At 69.6% G+C, this 17,606-nt stretch carries 17 protein-coding genes and 1 pseudogene; 11 read left to right on the top strand and 7 right to left on the bottom strand.

Annotated elements, in window-relative coordinates; translation table 11 throughout:
- Positions 1–345 precede the first annotated feature (345 nt).
- The 5 genes from JOD27_RS03065 (at position 346) to JOD27_RS03045 (ending at position 6,929) form a co-directional block, all read left to right on the top strand.
- Positions 346–1,521, top strand: coding sequence for a sensor histidine kinase (locus JOD27_RS03065; protein ID WP_204760526.1), 1,176 nt, complete (start codon positions 346–348; stop codon positions 1,519–1,521).
- 68 nt (positions 1,522–1,589) lie between these two features.
- The gene (locus tag JOD27_RS03060) at positions 1,590–3,263 is read left to right on the top strand and encodes a S8 family peptidase (RefSeq protein ID WP_204760525.1); all 1,674 of its coding nucleotides are present in this window, start codon (positions 1,590–1,592) and stop codon (positions 3,261–3,263) included.
- 7 nt (positions 3,264–3,270) lie between these two features.
- Positions 3,271–3,867 (top strand): RNA polymerase sigma factor, encoded by a 597-nt coding sequence (locus JOD27_RS03055; protein WP_204760524.1) that lies wholly within the window; start codon positions 3,271–3,273, stop codon positions 3,865–3,867.
- The gene (locus JOD27_RS03050) at positions 3,864–4,346 is read left to right on the top strand and encodes a hypothetical protein (RefSeq protein ID WP_204760523.1); all 483 of its coding nucleotides are present in this window, start codon (positions 3,864–3,866) and stop codon (positions 4,344–4,346) included. The genes JOD27_RS03055 and JOD27_RS03050 overlap by 4 nt, the downstream gene beginning before the upstream one ends.
- An 87-nt stretch (positions 4,347–4,433) precedes the next feature.
- Positions 4,434–6,929 (top strand): CHAT domain-containing protein, encoded by a 2,496-nt coding sequence (locus JOD27_RS03045; protein ID WP_204760522.1) that lies wholly within the window; start codon positions 4,434–4,436, stop codon positions 6,927–6,929.
- Positions 6,930–6,939: 10 nt separating this feature from the next.
- On the opposite strand, the pseudogene JOD27_RS44485 reads toward JOD27_RS03045, so the two are convergent.
- Positions 6,940–7,344, bottom strand: a pseudogene (locus JOD27_RS44485) (transposase); the annotation flags it as partial.
- 593 nt (positions 7,345–7,937) lie between these two features.
- Here JOD27_RS44485 and JOD27_RS03035 point away from each other — a divergent pair.
- The 3 genes from JOD27_RS03035 (at position 7,938) to JOD27_RS03025 (ending at position 10,997) form a co-directional block, all read left to right on the top strand.
- Complete coding sequence (locus JOD27_RS03035) at positions 7,938–8,756, top strand: metallophosphoesterase family protein (protein WP_204760520.1); 819 nt, start codon at positions 7,938–7,940, stop codon at positions 8,754–8,756.
- Positions 8,757–9,401, top strand: a complete 645-nt coding sequence (locus tag JOD27_RS03030) for a 4'-phosphopantetheinyl transferase family protein (protein ID WP_204760519.1) — start codon at positions 8,757–8,759, stop codon at positions 9,399–9,401. It begins immediately after the preceding gene.
- Positions 9,402–9,518: 117 nt separating this feature from the next.
- On the top strand, positions 9,519–10,997 hold the full coding sequence (locus JOD27_RS03025) for a glutamate-cysteine ligase family protein (protein WP_204760518.1): 1,479 nt from the start codon (positions 9,519–9,521) through the stop codon (positions 10,995–10,997).
- A 51-nt stretch (positions 10,998–11,048) separates the two neighbouring features.
- Here the strand turns inward: JOD27_RS03025 and JOD27_RS03020 are convergent, their stop codons facing one another.
- Positions 11,049–12,731 carry a cellulase family glycosylhydrolase gene (locus tag JOD27_RS03020; RefSeq protein WP_204760517.1) on the bottom strand — a complete coding sequence of 561 codons (1,683 nt, stop codon included), beginning with the start codon at positions 12,729–12,731 and terminating at the stop codon, positions 11,049–11,051.
- A 152-nt stretch (positions 12,732–12,883) separates the two neighbouring features.
- Between JOD27_RS03020 and JOD27_RS44480 the strand changes: the two genes are divergently transcribed.
- Genes JOD27_RS44480 through JOD27_RS03000 form a run of 3 tightly spaced genes read left to right on the top strand, consistent with a single transcriptional unit; the run spans position 12,884 to position 14,656 of the window.
- Positions 12,884–13,249, top strand: a complete 366-nt coding sequence (locus JOD27_RS44480; RefSeq protein WP_239566299.1) for a hypothetical protein — start codon at positions 12,884–12,886, stop codon at positions 13,247–13,249.
- The gene (locus tag JOD27_RS03005) at positions 13,249–13,929 is read left to right on the top strand and encodes a DUF3800 domain-containing protein (RefSeq protein WP_204760516.1); all 681 of its coding nucleotides are present in this window, start codon (positions 13,249–13,251) and stop codon (positions 13,927–13,929) included. The genes JOD27_RS44480 and JOD27_RS03005 overlap by 1 nt, the downstream gene beginning before the upstream one ends.
- Positions 13,922–14,656, top strand: coding sequence for a class I SAM-dependent methyltransferase (locus JOD27_RS03000; RefSeq protein ID WP_204760515.1), 735 nt, complete (start codon positions 13,922–13,924; stop codon positions 14,654–14,656). The genes JOD27_RS03005 and JOD27_RS03000 overlap by 8 nt, the downstream gene beginning before the upstream one ends.
- Here the strand turns inward: JOD27_RS03000 and JOD27_RS02995 are convergent.
- The 5 genes from JOD27_RS02995 to JOD27_RS02975 form a co-directional block, all read right to left on the bottom strand.
- Complete coding sequence (locus JOD27_RS02995; protein ID WP_204760514.1) at positions 14,628–15,416, bottom strand: hypothetical protein; 789 nt, start codon at positions 15,414–15,416, stop codon at positions 14,628–14,630. The genes JOD27_RS03000 and JOD27_RS02995 overlap by 29 nt on opposite strands.
- Before the next feature lie 77 nt (positions 15,417–15,493).
- Entirely contained in the window at positions 15,494–15,832 is a 339-nt protein-coding gene (locus tag JOD27_RS02990; protein WP_204760513.1) for a condensation domain-containing protein, read from the bottom strand.
- 11 nt (positions 15,833–15,843) lie between these two features.
- Entirely contained in the window at positions 15,844–16,410 is a 567-nt protein-coding gene (locus JOD27_RS02985) for a TIGR03086 family metal-binding protein (protein ID WP_204760512.1), read from the bottom strand.
- A complete protein-coding gene (locus tag JOD27_RS02980) occupies positions 16,410–16,820 on the bottom strand; it encodes a type III secretion system chaperone family protein (protein WP_204760511.1) in 411 nt (136 codons plus the stop codon). The genes JOD27_RS02985 and JOD27_RS02980 overlap by 1 nt, the downstream gene beginning before the upstream one ends.
- Positions 16,745–17,452 (bottom strand): DUF998 domain-containing protein, encoded by a 708-nt coding sequence (locus JOD27_RS02975; protein ID WP_307829845.1) that lies wholly within the window; start codon positions 17,450–17,452, stop codon positions 16,745–16,747. The genes JOD27_RS02980 and JOD27_RS02975 overlap by 76 nt, the downstream gene beginning before the upstream one ends.
- Positions 17,453–17,606 lie beyond the last annotated feature (154 nt).

Genomic DNA, 17,606 nt, shown 5'->3' with positions numbered 1-17,606 from the left:
GCGGGGCGGCTCGCGGCACCGCCCCCAGCGGTCGGGTTCGCCGCCCTCGCTCGGCGTACCGGATCTGCCGCACTGCCACGCACCGTGCGACCAGGCCTCGCCAAGCGCGTGGTGACGTGGATGAAGGTTCCGTTCATCCACGCCGGGTGGAGGAAAGAGCCCTTCATCCACCGTCCCGGCCACCTTGGACGCGGCAACCAACCGGCAGGACACCACTCGCCCCGGCACCCTCGAGTTCCTGGCATTGCCAGTACGAGGGCGTTGGGGGCGGCACCACGATCCACCCGTCTGACCGCGAATCGGCCCGGTGAGGTTCCGGGCCACGGCACAAGAAGGTGACGCGAGATGCAGGACTTCCTCACCGCCGCCTCGATCCTGATCGTCGGCGGAGCGGCCGTTCTCGTTCTGTGGCGCGGCACGCGCAACAAGCAGTCGCTGTCCACCGAGGCCCAGCGCGTCACCTACGAGACACTGCACACGGCCTGGTCCGCCGCTCCCCCGCTGCGCGCTGGCCTCGTGCCTGACGCGGCGAAGAAGTCCGCCCGCCACCTGCGCACCCTGCTCGACACCCCGGCCCTCGCGTTGACCGACGAGACGGAAGTCGTTGCGTGGGAAGGGGTTTCCGAACACCACGCGGCCGAAGCCATGACGCAGGCCGAGGACGTGTTCCTGACCGGCCGCACCCAGGCCTACGACATCGGCTGCACCGAGCCGAACTGCCCCATCAACTGCGCCGTCGTCGCCCCGCTCACCGTCGAGGGCAGAGTCGTCGGAACCCTCGCCGCCTACTCGCGCGAGGCCTCCGCCGGTCTCGTGCGCGCGACGAACCAGGTGGCGCGCTGGGCCGCGGGCCAGCTGGAGCTCGCCGAGCTGGACCGGTCGCGAACCCGCCTGGTGGAAGCGGAAGTCCGCGCGTTGCGCGCGCAGATCTCGCCGCACTTCATCTACAACTCGCTGTCCGCCATCGCTTCCTACGTGCGCACGAACCCGGAGCGCGCCCGCACGTTGCTCCTGGACTTCGCGGACTTCACGCGCTACTCGTTCCGCCGCCACGGCGACTTCACGACGCTGGCCGAGGAACTCCGCTCGATCGACCAGTACCTGGCGCTGGAACGGGCGAGGTTCGGCGAGCGGCTGAAGGTCACCCTGCAGGTGGCGCCCGAGGTCCTGCCGGTGACCGTGCCGTTCCTGTGCCTGCAGCCGCTGGTGGAGAACGCCGTGCGGCACGGCATGGAGGGCAAGGTCGAGCCGGGGCACATCCAGATCCACGCCAACGACAGCGGTGCCGAAGCCCAGATCACCATCGAGGACGACGGCATCGGCATGGACCCGGAGAAGCTGCGGCGGACGCTCGCCGGACAGGTCGACGAGTCCGCCGGGATCGGGCTCGGCAACATCGACGAGCGGCTGCGACGGGTGTACGGGGACGAGTACGGGCTGGTGGTGGAGACGGCGTGCGGGCTCGGCACGAAGATCACCGTGCGGGTGCCGAAGTACCACGCCGGGATCAACGGCATGTGAGTGGCGTCGTTTTCGTTTTGTGACCTGGTGTCGGTATTTCGGCGGGGGCCGCAGGCCCCTGGACGGGCATGACAGATGACATCAGGTATTTCGGACCGCGGCCCGCACATGTCGAGACCGAGCAGAAGCCCGGCCAGGAGCCCGGCGACGAGCCCATACCCAAGCCCGCGCCGGTGTCCGCACCCGTCGGGATCGTCTCCGTGCCGGAGGAGGTGCTGCTGAGACACAACGCCAGAGTCCTCGATCCGAGGACGGCGACCGCCCTGCCGGGCTACCCGCCTCCGACCCCGACGATCTACCGGGCCACGGACCTGTTGATGCCCATGGACCGCCGAGCGGACATGAGCCGCTTCAACGAGGTGTTGAACGAGAAGGCCGGAATGGTCATCACGGACAAGACCAACGACAACAGGTTCTTCGCCAGGGGCGAGCTGACCGCGAGCAACCCGAGGAAGCCCGCCGTCGTCGACGCGTGGCGAGCACTGCAGAAGCTGCGGTCCGAGTTCACCGAGGACGAAGTCGCCGGCATCGGGTTGAACCACCTGCTGATCGGAACGGCGATGGGCGGGCTCGGCGGGGCGTCCGGTGTTCTGCAGGGCGTTCCCGGCGCGGTCAACGGAGGCCCGTACGGCGGCAGCAGCGGTGACGACCTCGGCTATTGGCGGCAACCGGTCATGCTGGAGATGCCGCGGCCGCCGAGGCGAACCGATACCGAGGTGCGCGACGAGGGCCTGCGTCGCCCGGTGATCGCGGTGCTGGACACCGGAGTCGCCAAGAACGCGTGGCTGGACGCACCGCTGCCGGACACCAGCCCCTTCGTCACCTTCGACCAGGCCCTGCAGGACGACATCGACGCCAACAGCCTGCCCGGCGAGGCTCCCGGCGGGTCCTACGACGAGCCGTACACGGCCGAGCCGCTGGTCGGCGCGCTGAGCACGCACGCGGGTCACGCCACCTTCATCATGGGTCTCATCCAGCAGGTAGCGCCGGACGCCACGGTCCTGTCGATCAGGGTCATGCACAACGACGGCATCGCCAGCTCCGGCACCATCTCCTACGCCCTGAAGCAGCTGGCCGAGCGGGTGGACGCCGCCCAGCGGGAGGAAGACCCCGAGGTGGACAAGATGGTCGACATCGTGTCGCTGTCGCTCGGGAACTACCTGGAGGGCGACTTCGGCACCGCGGAGCTCGACGAGCTGACCAAGGCGATCGACGGGCTGCGCGAGCGAGGCGTGATCGTCGTGGCGTCGGCCGGCAACTTCGCGAGCAGCCGCGAGTTCTACCCCGCCGCGCTGGCCAAGCGAACCACTGAAGATCCGGTGAAGAACGGTGCCCCGCCGGTGATCAGCGTCGGTGCGCTGAACCCCAACCTCACCAAGTCGTTGTTCAGCAACGACAGCGAGGAGTGGGTGACCTGCTGGGCGCGGGGTGCTTCTCTCATCAGCACGTTCCCCGAGTCCGCGAATGCGGCCAGAAGCGCGGCCTACCGCGTGGAAAAGCGCCTCTCCTGGCCGCGGGGACTGCCGGAGAACGACCCGATCCACTTCCGGGAGTCGATGGAGAGCGACGACTACCTGGGCGGATTTGCCATGTGGAGCGGGACGTCTTTCGCTACTCCATTGGTGGCGGGAAAGCTCGCAAAGTTGTTGTTTGACGACAAGGAAAACACTTCGTTCGATGTAGGCGATACCATCGAGCGGGCGAACAGGGTGATCAAACAGCTCGGCGGCGAGAATACGTAGGTCTGCCATGGCCAAGGGTGAAGCTACCGCGCCTCAGAGCACGTTCCAGGAACGCCGGAACCGTGTGGCCGAGCTGTTCCTCGACATCCGTGCCGGTCGGCGCGAAGGGATGGACGAGCTCGTCGCCACGCTGACACCGGTGCTGTGGCAGGTGGCCCGCGCCCAGGGTCTGGACCGCGCGAGCAGCCAGGACGTGGTGCAGATGGCCTGGCTGCACTTCCTCAAGGACATCGAGCGCATCCACACGCCGGCGGCGGTGGTGGGGTGGCTCGTGACGACGACCAAGCGCGAGGCGTGGCGGATGCGGCGCGCCGAGCTCGACACGGAGCCGGTGGACGGGTTCGACCAGGCCGACGAGTCGGCCACGCCGGAGGAGACCGTGGTGCTCGACGACGAGCATCGGCGGCTCTGGGCGGCGGTCGGCACGTTGTCGCGGCGGTGTCAGGAACTGTTGCGCGTGGTGGCCTTCGTGCCACGGCCCAGTTACACCGAACTGGCGGGGCAGCTCGGCATGCCCGTCGGTGGTGTCGGGCCCACGCGCGGGCGGTGTCTGGCGCAGCTGCGGGCGACACTCGCCGCCGACTCCGACGGAGGGTGGCCATGAGCACCGCGAACGACGGCGGTTTTCCCGGTGCCGCAGAACCATTGGACGACCACGACTTCCGGCTGCTGGACAACGTGCGGGAGGTCTACGAGACGATCGACCCGATGCCGGCCGGGCTGCTGGACGACATCAGGTTCTCGATCGCCGTGCAGGAGCTGAACATGGAGGTCGCGCGGGAGTCACCCGGCCTGCTGGCCGTCGGCACCCGTGGCGAGGACGACAGGAGGTTGCTCGGCTTCGAGAGCACCAGTGCGACGATCACCATCGGCCTGCAGGCGGGTGAGGACGGGGTGCGGCTCGACGGCTGGCTCACGCCGCCGGGCGCGCACGAGGTGGAACTGCGGTCGCCGCACCGGAACTGGACGACCGAGTCGGACGAGCGGGGGCGGTTCGTCCTGGACCGGCTGCCGCACATGAAGGCGTACCTGACCGTCCACATCGGCACCGTCGCGGTCACCACTCCCACGATCGAGCTGTGACGCGTGGACGACCTCCCCAGACTTCCCAGCCCCAGACCTCCCAGCCCCAGACCGCTCAGCCCTGCGACGATCGCCAGGGTGATGCGGATGCGGGAGGCCGGGGCGGGCATCACCAACAGCGGCAGGCCCGCGGCGGGAGCGCGGAGGCTCCGTGCCGCGCTGCGGCTGCTCGGCTGGCCGCCGGGTCAGGTGCTGCCGGGTGACGCGTGGCTGACCGGGCGGGTCCTGATCAGCCTCGCGTTCGCCGAGGCCGAGCACGGCGACACGAGCGCCGGCCTGCGGTTGCTGGACGAGGCGGACGGCCTGGTCGCCGCCGAGCACCGGGGCATCCTGCTGCAGAACCGCGGCACGATCCTGCACCGGGCGGGTCGCACCGACGAGGCGCTGCCCGTGCTCGACGCGGCGGTTGCGCTGCTCGCCGAGGCGGGCGACTGGTACAACCTGGCGTCGGCGTTGCTCAACCGCGCCACGCTGCACCTCGGCGTCGGCCGCGTCCGGCCCGCGCGTGAGGACCTGCGGCGGTGCCGGGGCATCGCGCGGCTGCACGGGTTCGAGCTGATCGAGGCCAAAGTGGACCACGACAGCGCGTACTGCCATCTCCTCGTGGGCGACATCCCGTTGGCACTGCGGACTTTCGACCTCGCGGCGCAGCGGTACGCGGTGCACGGGCCCGGGTACCTGGCGGTCGTCGCGATGGACAAGGCCAGGGCCCTGCTCGCGGCGGGCATGGCGGGGGCGGCCGAACGGGAGATGAGCACGGCGTTCGACCTGTTCCGCCGCGACCGGCCCAGCATCGACTACGCGTGGGCGGAACTGACCCGCGCCCAGGTCGCGCTGGCGCTCGGCGACCACCGGGGAGGCCGGTCGTGGGCGCAACGGGCGGCCCGCCGGTTCCGCGGGCACGGTGACGCGGCCTGGGCGGCGCTGGCGGAGCTCACGACGGTGCGCGCCGATCTGCGCTCGCGCAACCCGAAACAGCTGGCCGGGAAAGCCCGACAGGTGGCGGATCGGTTGCGCGCGCTGGGTTTGCGCACCGACGCGGCGGCCGCGGACCTGCTCGCGATCCGTGCCCTGCTCGCCGCGGGCGACGTCGACGCGGCCTGGTCCGCGGCGGCCAGGGCCGCGTTCCCCGGCAGCGGGGTGCCGCTGGAGATCAAGCTCCTGCGCCAGCTGGTCAACGCCGGTCTGGACGCATCGGTGGGCCGCCGCGCCGAGGCGTTCTCCCATCTGCGGCAAGGGCTCGCGCGGCTGGACGAGCACCGCAGGCGGTTCGGCAGCCTCGAGATGAGGGCGGGAGCCTCCGCGCTGGGCGTCGAGCTGGCGCGGACGGGACTGGATCTCGCGTTCGGCACCGGCACGCCGCCACGGGTGTTCACGTGGTCGGAACGGTGCCGGGCCCAGGCTTTCCGCGCCCGGCAGGTCAGGCCGCCCGCCGACCAGGAGACCAGGGAGGAGCTCGCGGAGTTCCGGCAGCTCAGCCGCATCTCCCGGGAGACGGAGCTGCGCGGCGGCCGTGATCCGCGCGTCACGGCCAGGCTCGGCCAGCTCGAACGGCGGCTGCGGGAACGCGAATGGCAACGCGACGGGACGGGCGAGAGCACCGGCCAGGTGCCGTTGCCCGAACTCCGCGCGGAGCTGGCGGCCGGGAACCGCGTGCTGATCAGCTTCATCGCGAGGGGCGACCAACTGGCCGCGCTCGTGATCCGCGGCGGCGCGGCGGAGCTGACCGAGCTCGGGTCCACGCCCGTCGTGCTGGAGACCACCCGGCGCCTGCTCAGCGACCTCGACGCGCTCGCGGGCTGGAAGCTGCCCACGCACGTGGAGGACGTGCTGCGCGACTCCGCCGACTGGCACCTCAGGAAGCTGCAGGACCTCCTGCTCACGCCCGTGCTGGCGCAGCTGGACGAGGACGACGGCGTCGTCGTGGTGCCCTGCGGCGGACTCGCGGCGATCCCGTGGGGTCTGCTGCCGAGCCTGCGCGGCCGGGCGGTGTCGGTCGCCCCGTCGGCCACGGCGTGGGTCACGGCCCACCGCACGGACAGCGCCGCGCCGGGCACGGACGCGTTGCTCGTGGCCGGCCCGCACCTGGAACACGCCGAGACCGAGGTGAACGAGCTCGCGCGGATCTACCCCGGCGGTGTCCGGCTGGCCGGTGAGCAGGCGACCGTGCAGGCGACGCTGCGGGCGCTGGACGGTGCCGGCGTCGCGCACATCGCCACGCACGGCCACCACGAGCCGGACAACGTGCTGTTCTCGTGCCTCGACCTCGCCGACGGCCCGCTGCTCGCGCACGACCTGCAGGACCTGGTGACGCCACCCCGGCACGTGGTGCTGTCCGCGTGCGACGTCGGGCAGGCCGCCGTGCGTCCCGGCGACGAGATCCTCGGGATGACCGCCGCGATGCTCTACGTGGGCACGACGACCGTCGTCTCCAGCGTCGCCCGCGTGCCGGACGACCTCGTGATGCCGATCATGACCGAGTACCACCGCGCGGTCGTCGCCGGAGCCGGACCCGCCCAGGCACTCGCCGGGACGTCCGCGGCGGACCTGCTCGTGCCGCTGGTGTGCTTCGGCGCGGGCTGAGCGATCGTCAGCTGGCCGCCTTCGCGGCCCGGCGGTCGGCCGCGTCCAGCACCGCGCGGATCCAGTCGATCTCCTCGGTGCCGCAGGCGCCCTCCGCCGCGGCACGGCGCAGGCGGACCCACAGGCCCAGGTCGGTCCACTCCTGGAAGCGGCGGTGCACGGTCGGCACGGTCACGCCGAACGACGCCGGCAGGTGCCGCCACGCGCAGCCCGACGAGAGCACGAAGACGATCGCGGTGAAGACGGAGCGGTTGCACACGCGGCCGCGGCCACCGCCCTGGCGGCGGACCTTGGCGGGCGGGATCAGCGGCTCGACCACCGCCCACAGGGTGGGGCTGACGAGGCGCGAGGAGAGTTGCTCGATGACGTCACCGCGACCGGCCTCGCTGCCGCTCTCCGGCCACGACGTGCGCATCCACGAGTCCTGGCGCGGGGCTGTGTCGACGGGCCGCGTGTCCTGGCGGGCGGACTCGGCGCGCTGACGGGAGCGGAGCAGTGTGGCCAGTGCCGTGTCCTCGGCGGTGGTGCGGCGCTGCGGGACGGCGTAGGCCGAGTGCTGCTGGGCCTGGCGGATCTCGGCGCCGACGGTGCGGCGGAACGAGGGGTTGGCCGCGAGGCGCGGGTCCACGGGCTGGCCGTAGCGCGTCGGCACCTGGCCGGCCGCGGCCTGGCGCGGGGGAAGGGGCCGCTGTGGCACTTGACGGGGCGGGACCTGCCGCGCGAGTCGCGGGTCCGGGGTACGAGCGAACTGTGAGTCGGTCATGGTGTGGTCCTCCGCCAGGACTTTTCCGTCAGGTGACAGCGCTCACAGTAGGAAGACCACCGGAAAACCGGTAAGTACGTAGGCCATAGAAGGCGATGAGCGGACGTGCGGCGGCGATACACGGCCTGCCCTGTTGAGACGAGTGGCGCACTGTCTGCGACGAACGGATAACCGGTCGTGTCATTGCTCCCACTACCGGGTGGCACCGACCGCTCGTCGTTGACGTCAGAGATAACGTTCGAACCGTGAAGCTTCTGGCGACCAGCGACCTGCACGTCTCCTACCAGGACAACCGCCGTGTCGTGGACGCGATCGCCTCGCCTGACCCCGGCGACTGGCTGATCATCGCCGGCGACGTCGGCGAGAAGTTCGCCGACATCGAGTGGACCCTGCGCACGCTGCGGCCCAGGTTCGCGCAGATCGTCTGGTCACCGGGTAACCACGAGCTCTGGACCACGAAGGACGACGAGAACCAGGCCCGCGGCGAGATGCGCTACAAGCAGCTCGTCGAGCTGTGCCGGAGCCTCGACGTGATCACGCCGGAAGATCCGTACGTGGTTTTCCCCGGCGAGCGAGGTCCGGTCACTGTGTGTCCACTGTTCCTTGGTTACGACTACTCCTTTCGGCCGCATGGCGCCACGGACGTGAAATCGGCTCTCGCCATCGCGCACGAGGCCGGGGTGGTGTGCACGGACGAGTACTTCCTGCACCCCGACCCGTACCCGTCGCGCGAGGCCTGGTGCCGCGCACGGGTGGCGGAGACCGAGGAACGCCTCGAGCAGGTCAGCGGCCCGACCGTGCTCGTCAACCACTACCCGCTCGTGCGCGACCCCACGTTCGTGCTGCGCTACCCCGAGTTCGCGCTCTGGTGCGGCACGACGCTGACCGCCGACTGGCACAAGCGGTTCAACGCGGTCGAGATGGTCTACGGCCACCTGCACATCCCTCGGACGACGCACTACGACGGCGTGCGCTTCGACGAGGTCTCGCTCGGCTACCCGCGCGAGTGGAAACCACGCGGCACCACCCAGGTGAAGCTGCACGACGTGCTGCGGGAGTCATAGGTGCTGGAGCAGCTTCTTCCCCCGCCGATCGCGGCGGTGGAGCGGTACGACGACGACCTGCCGGTCGAGCTCTTCCCCGAGGAGGAGGCGCTCATCGGCAACGCCGTCCCGAAGCGCAGGTTCGAGTTCGGCACGGCCCGCTGGTGCGCCCGTGAGGCCATGAAGCGCCTCGGTGTCGCACCGGCGGCGATCCTGCCGGGCCCGAAGCGGGAGCCGCAGTGGCCGGACGGCGTCGTCGGCAGCCTCACCCACTGCTCCGGCTACCGCGCCGCGGCACTGGCCTTGACCAGCGACTTCAGGACTATCGGCATCGACGCTGAACCGCACGGTCCCGCACCGGACGGCGTGCTGAACGCCATCGCGATCCCGGCGGAGCTGCGCAGGATGCCCGGCCTGAAGGTCGACGACCCGAAGATCTGCTGGGACCGGCTCCTGTTCAGCGCGAAGGAGTCGACCTACAAGGCCTGGTACCCGGTCACGCAGCGCTGGCTCGGGTTCGAGGACGCCGACATCACGCTGCAGGCGGACGGCACGTTCTACTCGCGGATCCTGCTGCCGGACACCCCGATCGCCGGGTTCAGCGGCCGCTGGCTGGTGCAGGGCGACATCCTGATCACCTCCATCGCCGTGCCCGCGAGCGGGTAGCGGCGGCTACTCGGCCTGGGCCGCCCTCGATTCCCACCGTGCAGGACGCACAGCTGTCGGATTGATCAACCATGGTGCACAGTGGTGGGGTGAACCTCGAGCGTCGGGAGGCCAACCATGGGCGAGGACGTCGCGAAGCACGAGTTCACCCGTGAGGACCGCACGCGGTACCGGACGAAGGTCCGGCGCTGCCTCGACGTGTTCGCCAGGATGCTGCGTGAGGCCCGGTTCGACTTCGAGAGGCCGATGACCGGCCTGGAGATCGAGATCAACCTCATCGACGAGCACGGCGACCCGGCGATGAAGAACCACGAGGCGCTCGAGGTCATCGACGACCCGGACTTCGTGACCGAGCTCGGCCAGTGGAACATCGAGATCAACGTGGCGCCGCGCAGGCTCGCGGGCGGCGGCATCACCTCGTTCGAGGAGACGGTCCGCCGCAGCCTGAACTCCGCCGAGGAGAAGGCGCGCGCGATCGGCGCGCACATGGTCATCAACGGCATCCTGCCGACGCTGCGCTCCAAGCACGTCACGCCCGACCAGCTGTCGAGCAACCCCAGGTACGCGCTGCTCAACGAGCAGGTGTTGGCCGCGCGGGGCGAGGACCTGCAGATCTCCATCGACGGCGTCGAACGGCTGCACCTCACGGCCAGCTCGATCGTGCCCGAGGCGGCCTGCACCAGCACGCAGCTGCACCTGCAGGTGTCGCCGGAGCAGTTCCCCGCCTACTGGAACGCGGCCCAGGCCATCGCGGGCGTGCAGGTCGCGATCGGCGCGAACTCGCCGTTCTTCCTCGGCAAGGAGCTGTGGCGCGAGACCCGCATCGCGTTGTTCCAGCAGGCCACCGACACCCGCGGTGACGAGCTCAAGGCCCAGGGCGTGCGACCGCGCGTGTGGTTCGGCGAGCGGTGGATCAACTCGATCTTCGACCTGTTCGAGGAGAACGTCAGGTACTTCCCCGCGTTGCTGCCCATCTGCGACGAGGAGGACCCGCTCGCCGTCCTCGACCACGGCGACACGCCGGCGTTGAGCGAGCTGAAGCTGCACAACGGCACCATCTACCGCTGGAACCGCCCGGTGTACGACGTGGTGCGGGACCGGCCGCACCTGCGCGTCGAGAACCGGGTGCTGCCCGCCGGGCCCACGATCGTGGACACCCTGGCGAACGCCGCGCTGTACTTCGGCCTGGTGCGGGCGCTGGCGGAGGACGAGCGTCCACTGTGGTCCCAGATGAGCTTCCAGGCCGCCGAGGAGAACTTCAACGCCGCCTCCCGCAACGGCATGGACGCTCAGATGTACTGGCCCGGTGTCGGCACCGTGCCCGTGGTGGAGCTGGTGCTGCGCAGGCTCCTCCCGCTGGCGCACGAAGGTCTGATCCGCTGGGGCGTCGACTCGGCGGAACGGGACCGTTTACTGGGCGTCATCGAACAGCGCTGTCTCACCGGCGTGAACGGGGCGACGTGGCAGGCGCGGGAGTTCCACCGGCACTACGACCACACGCACCTGGACCGGGCGGACGCGTTGCGCACGATGCTCCGGTCCTATGTGGAGCTAATGCACGCCAACGAACCCGTGCACACCTGGCCGCTGACCTGATGAAGGGAACCTTCATCCACCTCGGTGGCTGAAGGTTCCCTTCATCGAACACTAGCTGGTCGGGAAGTTGTCCGGGGTGCGGATGCGTTCACGCACCCACACACCGGCCGGCTTCAGCACACCGGTTCCCGCGAACGTGTTGCCCGCGCAGGTGCCGGTCTTGAAGACCGCGCCAGACAGCTCGTCGTCGGAGTAGTTCCAGTTGGCCCAGGAGATCTTCTTCTGCGCCATCAGGTCCAGGTACTTCTGCGACATCGTGAAGTCGTTGCCGCCACCACCGGACGAGGTCTGCGTGCCGTACTCGGTCACGAACACCGGGACCTGGCTCGACACCCGGTCGAGGACGCTGAGGTAGGCGTCCTTGTGGGACGCCGCGTAGAAGTGGAACGAGTACATGAAGTTGGTCGCGTTGACCCTGTTGTTCAGCACCACCGACGGGTCCTCGCCGTCGGAGTGGCCGAACGTCGACCAGCCGTGCGTGCCGGAGACGATGAGGCTGTCCGGGTCGATATTGCGGATGACCGGGATCATCTGCTCGGCGTAGGACTTGACCTTCGCCCACGAGACGTTGTTCGGCTCGTTCGCGATGTCGTAGATGATGTTGGTCTTGTCCTTGTGCCGCTGGGCGATCTCGGTGAAGAACGTCTTGGCGCGCGCCAGGTTGTAGTTCGGGTCGCCCGGCGTGAGCTGGTGCCAGTCGACGAGGACGTAGATGCCGCGGCGCGTGGCTTCCTCGATGTAGCCGTGCATCATGTCGGTGAACTTGCGGGGGTCGGTCTCGTAGCCGTCCTCCTGGATGTACATGGCGACGCGGATGAAGTCCGCGTTCCAGTCGTTCACCAGCGCGTCCCACCACGCGGCCTTGGCGCACTGGTGGTACCACTGGATGCCGTGCGTGCTCATGCCGCGCAGCTGGATCGGCTTGCCGTACTGGTTGCACAGCTGCACACCGCACACCCGCAGCAGGCCGTTGATGTCGTGCGGCCTGGTGCCGCCGGGGGTGCCCGGCGTGGTCTTCACCGTGACGGAGTTCGAGGCGCCGGACAGGTTCCCCGCCGCGTCCCGCGCCTGCACGGTGAAGGTGTACGAGGTGTCCGGCGTGAGGCCGGTGACGGTGTGCGTGGTGCCGGTCGCGGTCTGGCCGTTGGACAGCACGTAGCCGCTCACGCCCACGTTGTCCGTCGACGCGTCCCACGCCAGCGTGATCGACGACGCGGTCTGCGCCGTGGAGCGCAGGTTGCCCGGTGTCGAGGGGGCCTCGGTGTCCGGCGTGCCGGACGGGGGTTCGACGTCGAGCCGGTCGACGTTCGGGCCGCCGTTGGACGTCGTGGCGGTCGCCTTGATCTTGTTGGTGCCCGCGGTCAGGTTCACGGTGGTGGTGCGGGTCTGCCACGTGGTCCACGCGCCCGTGCCGGGGAACGACAGCTCGTCCGCCGCCGGCGAGCCGTTGACCGTGATGTCCATCGGGCGGTTCGCTGTGGTGCCGTTGGCGAACCGGAACGTGAGCGTCGCCGGGCCCGCGCTCGGCGACGACACGGTGAACTCGACGGAGCTGCCGACCTCGTTGTCGTAGTTGACGAAGCCCGAGCCGGTGAAGCCGGAGTGGTTGGACTCGACGAGGCCGTTCGAGATCGTCGCGTCCTCCGCCTGGTACTGGACCGGGGCGGCGACCGCGACGGCAGGGACGGCGAGCACCAGCGCTGCTGGTAGGACCAGGAACAGGGATCTGGCCACAGGTGCCTCCTGTGTGAGGGAACAACAGGGTGGCGGCGATTTAGTTAAGAAGCTTTCCTATCTTATGTGCGTTGAATCACAGCACCAGACCACTGCGGCTGTCAACAAATTCGCGCGACCGGAACTGGGCCGGTCGGGCATCCTCACCTGCGATGAGATCCACAGTCACCGTGACACCAGCACAGCGTCCGGAGGTGCTGCCGCACGTCGCCGTCGTCCGACCGGTCTTCCTCCGGGGAGCACCGGGTATCGGCAAGTCCTCGCTCGTCCGCAAGTTCACGGTGCCCGTCGAGGACATCGCGGGCAGGGTGACGGTGCGCGGGCGCGGCGGCACGGTGCTGCAGCCCGGCGTCGACCTGCTCGAACGCGCGTCCGACTGCCCGTCCGCCGGGCCGATTCCGGTGATCACCGACGGCTGTTGCGATGTGCTGCGGATCCGGCGCGAGCACGCGTTCCCGGTTCCGGCCGGCGCCCTTCCGCCCTTCCGCACCCGTGGTCCCGTGTTCCGGATGTCCTGATGGAGATCGCCTGCGACGAGTCCGGTTCCGAGGGCGAGAAGCTCGTCGGCGGCGTCACGGCGGTCTTCGCCCACGCCGGCGTGCGGATGTCGCACGAGGAGGCCGCGGACTGCGTCGCCTCGCTGCGGTCGATGATCAAGTCGCCCGCGGTGGAGTACAAGGCGAACCACCTGCTGCGCACGAAGAACCGGTGGGTGCTGCTGTGGTTCCTCGGGCCTGCCGGTCCCCTGGTGGGCAAGGCGCGTGTGCAGCTCGTGGACAAGCGGCGGTTCCTCGCGTCGCGGGTGCGCGCGGAGTTCGGTGCCGTCACGGGACCGCTGGAGCACTACAACGACCTGCTGCGCGCCCGCGGCCCGCGCGGGACGCTGGATCCGTTGTTCCCGGCCATCCTTCGTGCTGTCGCGCAGTGGCAGTTCCTGGGGAGCGGTCCGGTGTCGATCGTGCACGACCAGCAGCTGTCGTTGACCGACGGGCGGATCCGGCAGCTCAAGAAGCTGGCGCCGCAGCTGGAAAGCCTGACTTTGGTGGACTCGCAGCACGACGCGCGCGTGCAGGTGGCCGACTTCCTGGCCGGGATCGCCCGTCGCGTCGCGGAGGAAGAACTGAACGGACGGCCCGACCGCGAGGTGATCGGGCTGTTGCGACCTTTCGTCGTCGGACCGAGGATGTGGCGTGCCTGACCTGATCTTCAGCGACCCGCGGCTGGCGCGGATCTACGACGTTTTCGACGGACCTCGCGACGATCTCGCGCTGTACACGGGCATCGCGGACGAGGTCGGCGCGGCGAGCGTGCTCGATATCGGGTGCGGTACCGGTTGTCTGGCGGTGCTGCTGGCGGCGTCAGGACGCTCGGTGGTCGGGGTGGATCCCGCGTTGGCGTCGCTGGAGATCGCACGGGCCAAATCTTCGCGGGTCACCTGGATTCACGGCGACGCGACGACGTTGCCTCCACTCCAGGTCGACCTGGCGACCATGACCGGCAACGTGGCGCAGGTGTTCCTCGGCGACGACTGGGAACTGACGTTGCGCGGCATCCGCGGTGCGTTGCGGCCCGGCGGGCACCTGGTCTTCGAGACGCGGCGGCCGGAGGCGCGGGCCTGGGAGGGCTGGGCGGAGACCACGCATCGGGTGCTGGACGGGGTGGAGGAGCGGCGCGAGCTGCTCGACGTGAGCCTGCCGTTCGTGTCGTTCCGCCACACCTACCGGTTCCCGGACGGCTCGGTGCTCGCCTCGGACTCGACGCTGCGGTTCCGGTCGCGCGACGAGATCGCCGAAAGCCTGGTGGCGTGCGGTTTCGAGGTCGTGGACGTGCGGGACGCGCCGGACCGGCCGGGGCGCGAGTTCGTGTTCGTGGCGCAGACCGCCGGAGGGCTGGGCGTCAGCGCCTGGCCGGCTTCCACACAATGATCTTGAGCTTCAGCTCCCCCTTGGGATCCTTGTCGACGACCCTGAGCCACGCGACGTTGCCCGCCTCGGACACCACGCAGAAGGCGAAGTCGGGTTTCACCGTGTCGATCTCCCAATCCGTCTTCGATCCGCGCTTCGCCTGCTTCTCGCACTCCTGCGCCGTGGGCTGATCGGGCGAGGCCAGGAGAGCGATGTACTTGCCGGCGTAGGAGAGCCCGAACCCACCCGAGCAGTCGCTGTTCGTGATCGTGGCCTTGCGGTAGTCGGGTGCGAGCTCGTCGATGTCGAGCGTGCCCTGCTTGCTGTCGTCGCAGCCCTTGTGCCCCAGGGTGAAGTCGGTCAGCTCGTGCAGCACGGTGAAGTTCGTCCCGTCCGGGGCGGGAACGGGTGGAACCGCCGAGGAGTTCGGCGCGCCCGGCGTGGCGACGGGAATCGGCACCGTGGACACCATGGTCTGGGTGACGGTCGTCGCGGTGTCGGTGAGGGTGCCGAGCAGCATCTTGGGCACGGTGACCGCGATGGTGATCGCGGCGCCGACCGCCATGACGATCGCGATGGTGGCCCAGATCCGGATCTTCTTCCTGGACTCCTTCACCTGGCGGTCGAGGGCCAGCCGCATGAGGGTGTCGGCGGTCTGCGAGTCGCTCTCGCTGCGCACGTGACCGACCTGGAGCAGGAACCCGTCGACGTCGCCCTGATGGACCGTGCGGTAGACCTGGTCCAGCTGGTCGGCGAGGTACTTCTCGTTGTCTCCCGGCACGCGAACACCTTGGGGCACCACCGAGTGGTGCGGCACGCGTTTCCACGAACTGTCACCTATTTGACCCAGAACAGGCGTCAGCTGACCAGCACCGGCTGCCTCCACGCCTGCACGAGCCACGGCAGGATGCGCGGCATCCGGTCGGCCACGATGTCGTGCAGCACCAGCACCATCCGCCCGGAGCGATCGGGCCCCGCGTCGAGCCACACGGCCTGCATCAGCACTCCCGCCTGGAGGTCGAGCCCCGCCTCCGCCCGCGCCAGCGCGGCGTCCGTGGCGGCGGCGGGGTCGACGACCTCGACGTGCGCGAAGCCGGAACGACACAGTTCGGGATGCAGTTCCACGAGGGACTCCACCGCGGCGGACAGGCGTCCGACGCCCAGGCCCGCCCGAACCTGCACCGTAATAGCTCTCACGTTAGGAGAGCCTAACCTAGGCCCCAGGCGGGATTCCGCCCACTGAGTCCCACGACACGGTCGAGCAGAGGCGCGTTCGAGCCAACCTCCACCGCGGGCCCGAAAAGGCTGCCGTCACGCTGGTCGGCCGGCACCGAGGACACGAAGCCGTAGACGACCTGGAGCAGGTCCTCCTCGACGTCGAACGGCCGCCCGGTCGCGCGGGCGAGATCCCAGCCGTGCAGCACGATCTCGTCCAGCGCCACCGCGCCCGCGACCTCGCCGGGCAGGTCGACGCCGCCCGCCGCGGTCATGCCCTCCCACGCCTGCGGCGCCTGCCAGGCCTTCGCGAGCTCGGCCAGCCGTTGCGGCACCGACTCACGGAAGTCGGACGGCAGCCGCGACGCGTCGCCGGAGCCCGCGCCGGTCAGCGGGGTCTTCAGCGCGGCCATGGTGAACGCCACCGACAGGCCGTTGATGTGGTCGAGCAGGTCGCCGACCGTGTAGTCGGGACACGGGGTCGGCGCCGCGAGGTCGCCGTCCGTCACGTCGCGCACCAACCCCGCGAGCCGGTCCGTCGCGGGTGACAAGTCGAACATCAGTACCCGTCTCCTCCCCAGAACTGTTCCTCGAGCATGTCCGCCGTGCCGGCGAGGAGCTGGAGCGGGTCGGTGAACTCGTGGATGTCGAGGTGCGACAACGGCAACGAGTGCCGCACCACGACGTGCTCCCCCATGATCGCGAGGCCGCACGCCACCGTGGACCTGCCGACCTCCTCCAGCACCTCGCGCAGGTCAACGTCCTTCGCGAGGCCGCACGGGGAGGCGATCTGCACCCATTCGTGCATCTTGTCGAGCACTTCCCGGACGATGATCACAACCTGGGTGCGGTCGTCGTCGCCTTCTTCCTCATCACCGAAGGTGATGAGGATCCTCAGCTCCTCGTCCTCGTCGTGGATGACGTCGTACTCGGCGCGGACATAGTCCGCGAGGTCTCCCCAACTCGCCATGGCGCAACCCTACTGGCCGCGATCGCCCACAGCCCGACGACAAGCACAGCGCCTACCTCGGCGATGAGCAAGATCCTCTCGATGTAGCCCAACGGGAACACGCGCCACCATCGAACGTCCGAAGCCGCGCCCAGCACAATGGCGTAGAGAATCGGCATGAATGCGACAATGCTGGCCACACCGGACCCCAGGGTGAACTTCGCGTGCCGGCCCCACACGCGGTCCTTCAACCACGGCCGCGCCAGCAGGATCACGGCGACCGGCAGGCTGACGAACGCGATCATGCTCCCGAACCGGTGAATGCTGCCGCTGAGCTGGTTCGTGCCCATCGCCCAGTTCGTCTTGGGGAACGCCACCACCAGCGACAGGCCCACCGACCACAGGATCAGCGCGATCGACCCGCCCGACCGCCACCTCGCCAGCCCCTTGTGGACGAGCGAGGCGAGGATCGCGATGGAACCGGCGGCCAGCAGCAGCACGGCGACGTCGAAGACGGGCCGGTAGTCGCCCAGCGCGTACTCGCTGATCGTGCGGTGCAGCGGGCCCACGGTCAGGTCGAGCAGACCGACCATGGCGACCGTCACGACGACGGCGAAGCAACCGCCGGCGGCGGCGAGTCGAGGAATCAGCACATATCGCCCAACGCCGGGCCCGACCTGCACGGTTCCCGGATTCAGGAAGCCGACAGGCAGATCCCAGGATTCCGACAGGTTCTTGTGGTGCGACCCGGAATGTCGGCACGCTCAGCAGGGCGCCTAGCGGCACCGCCCCGCGCCCCCATACGAC

The organism is Lentzea nigeriaca (assembly GCF_016907955.1).
Lineage (GTDB): Bacteria > Actinomycetota > Actinomycetes > Mycobacteriales > Pseudonocardiaceae > Lentzea > Lentzea nigeriaca.
This window is presented reverse-complemented; position numbering and strand designations above follow the sequence as displayed.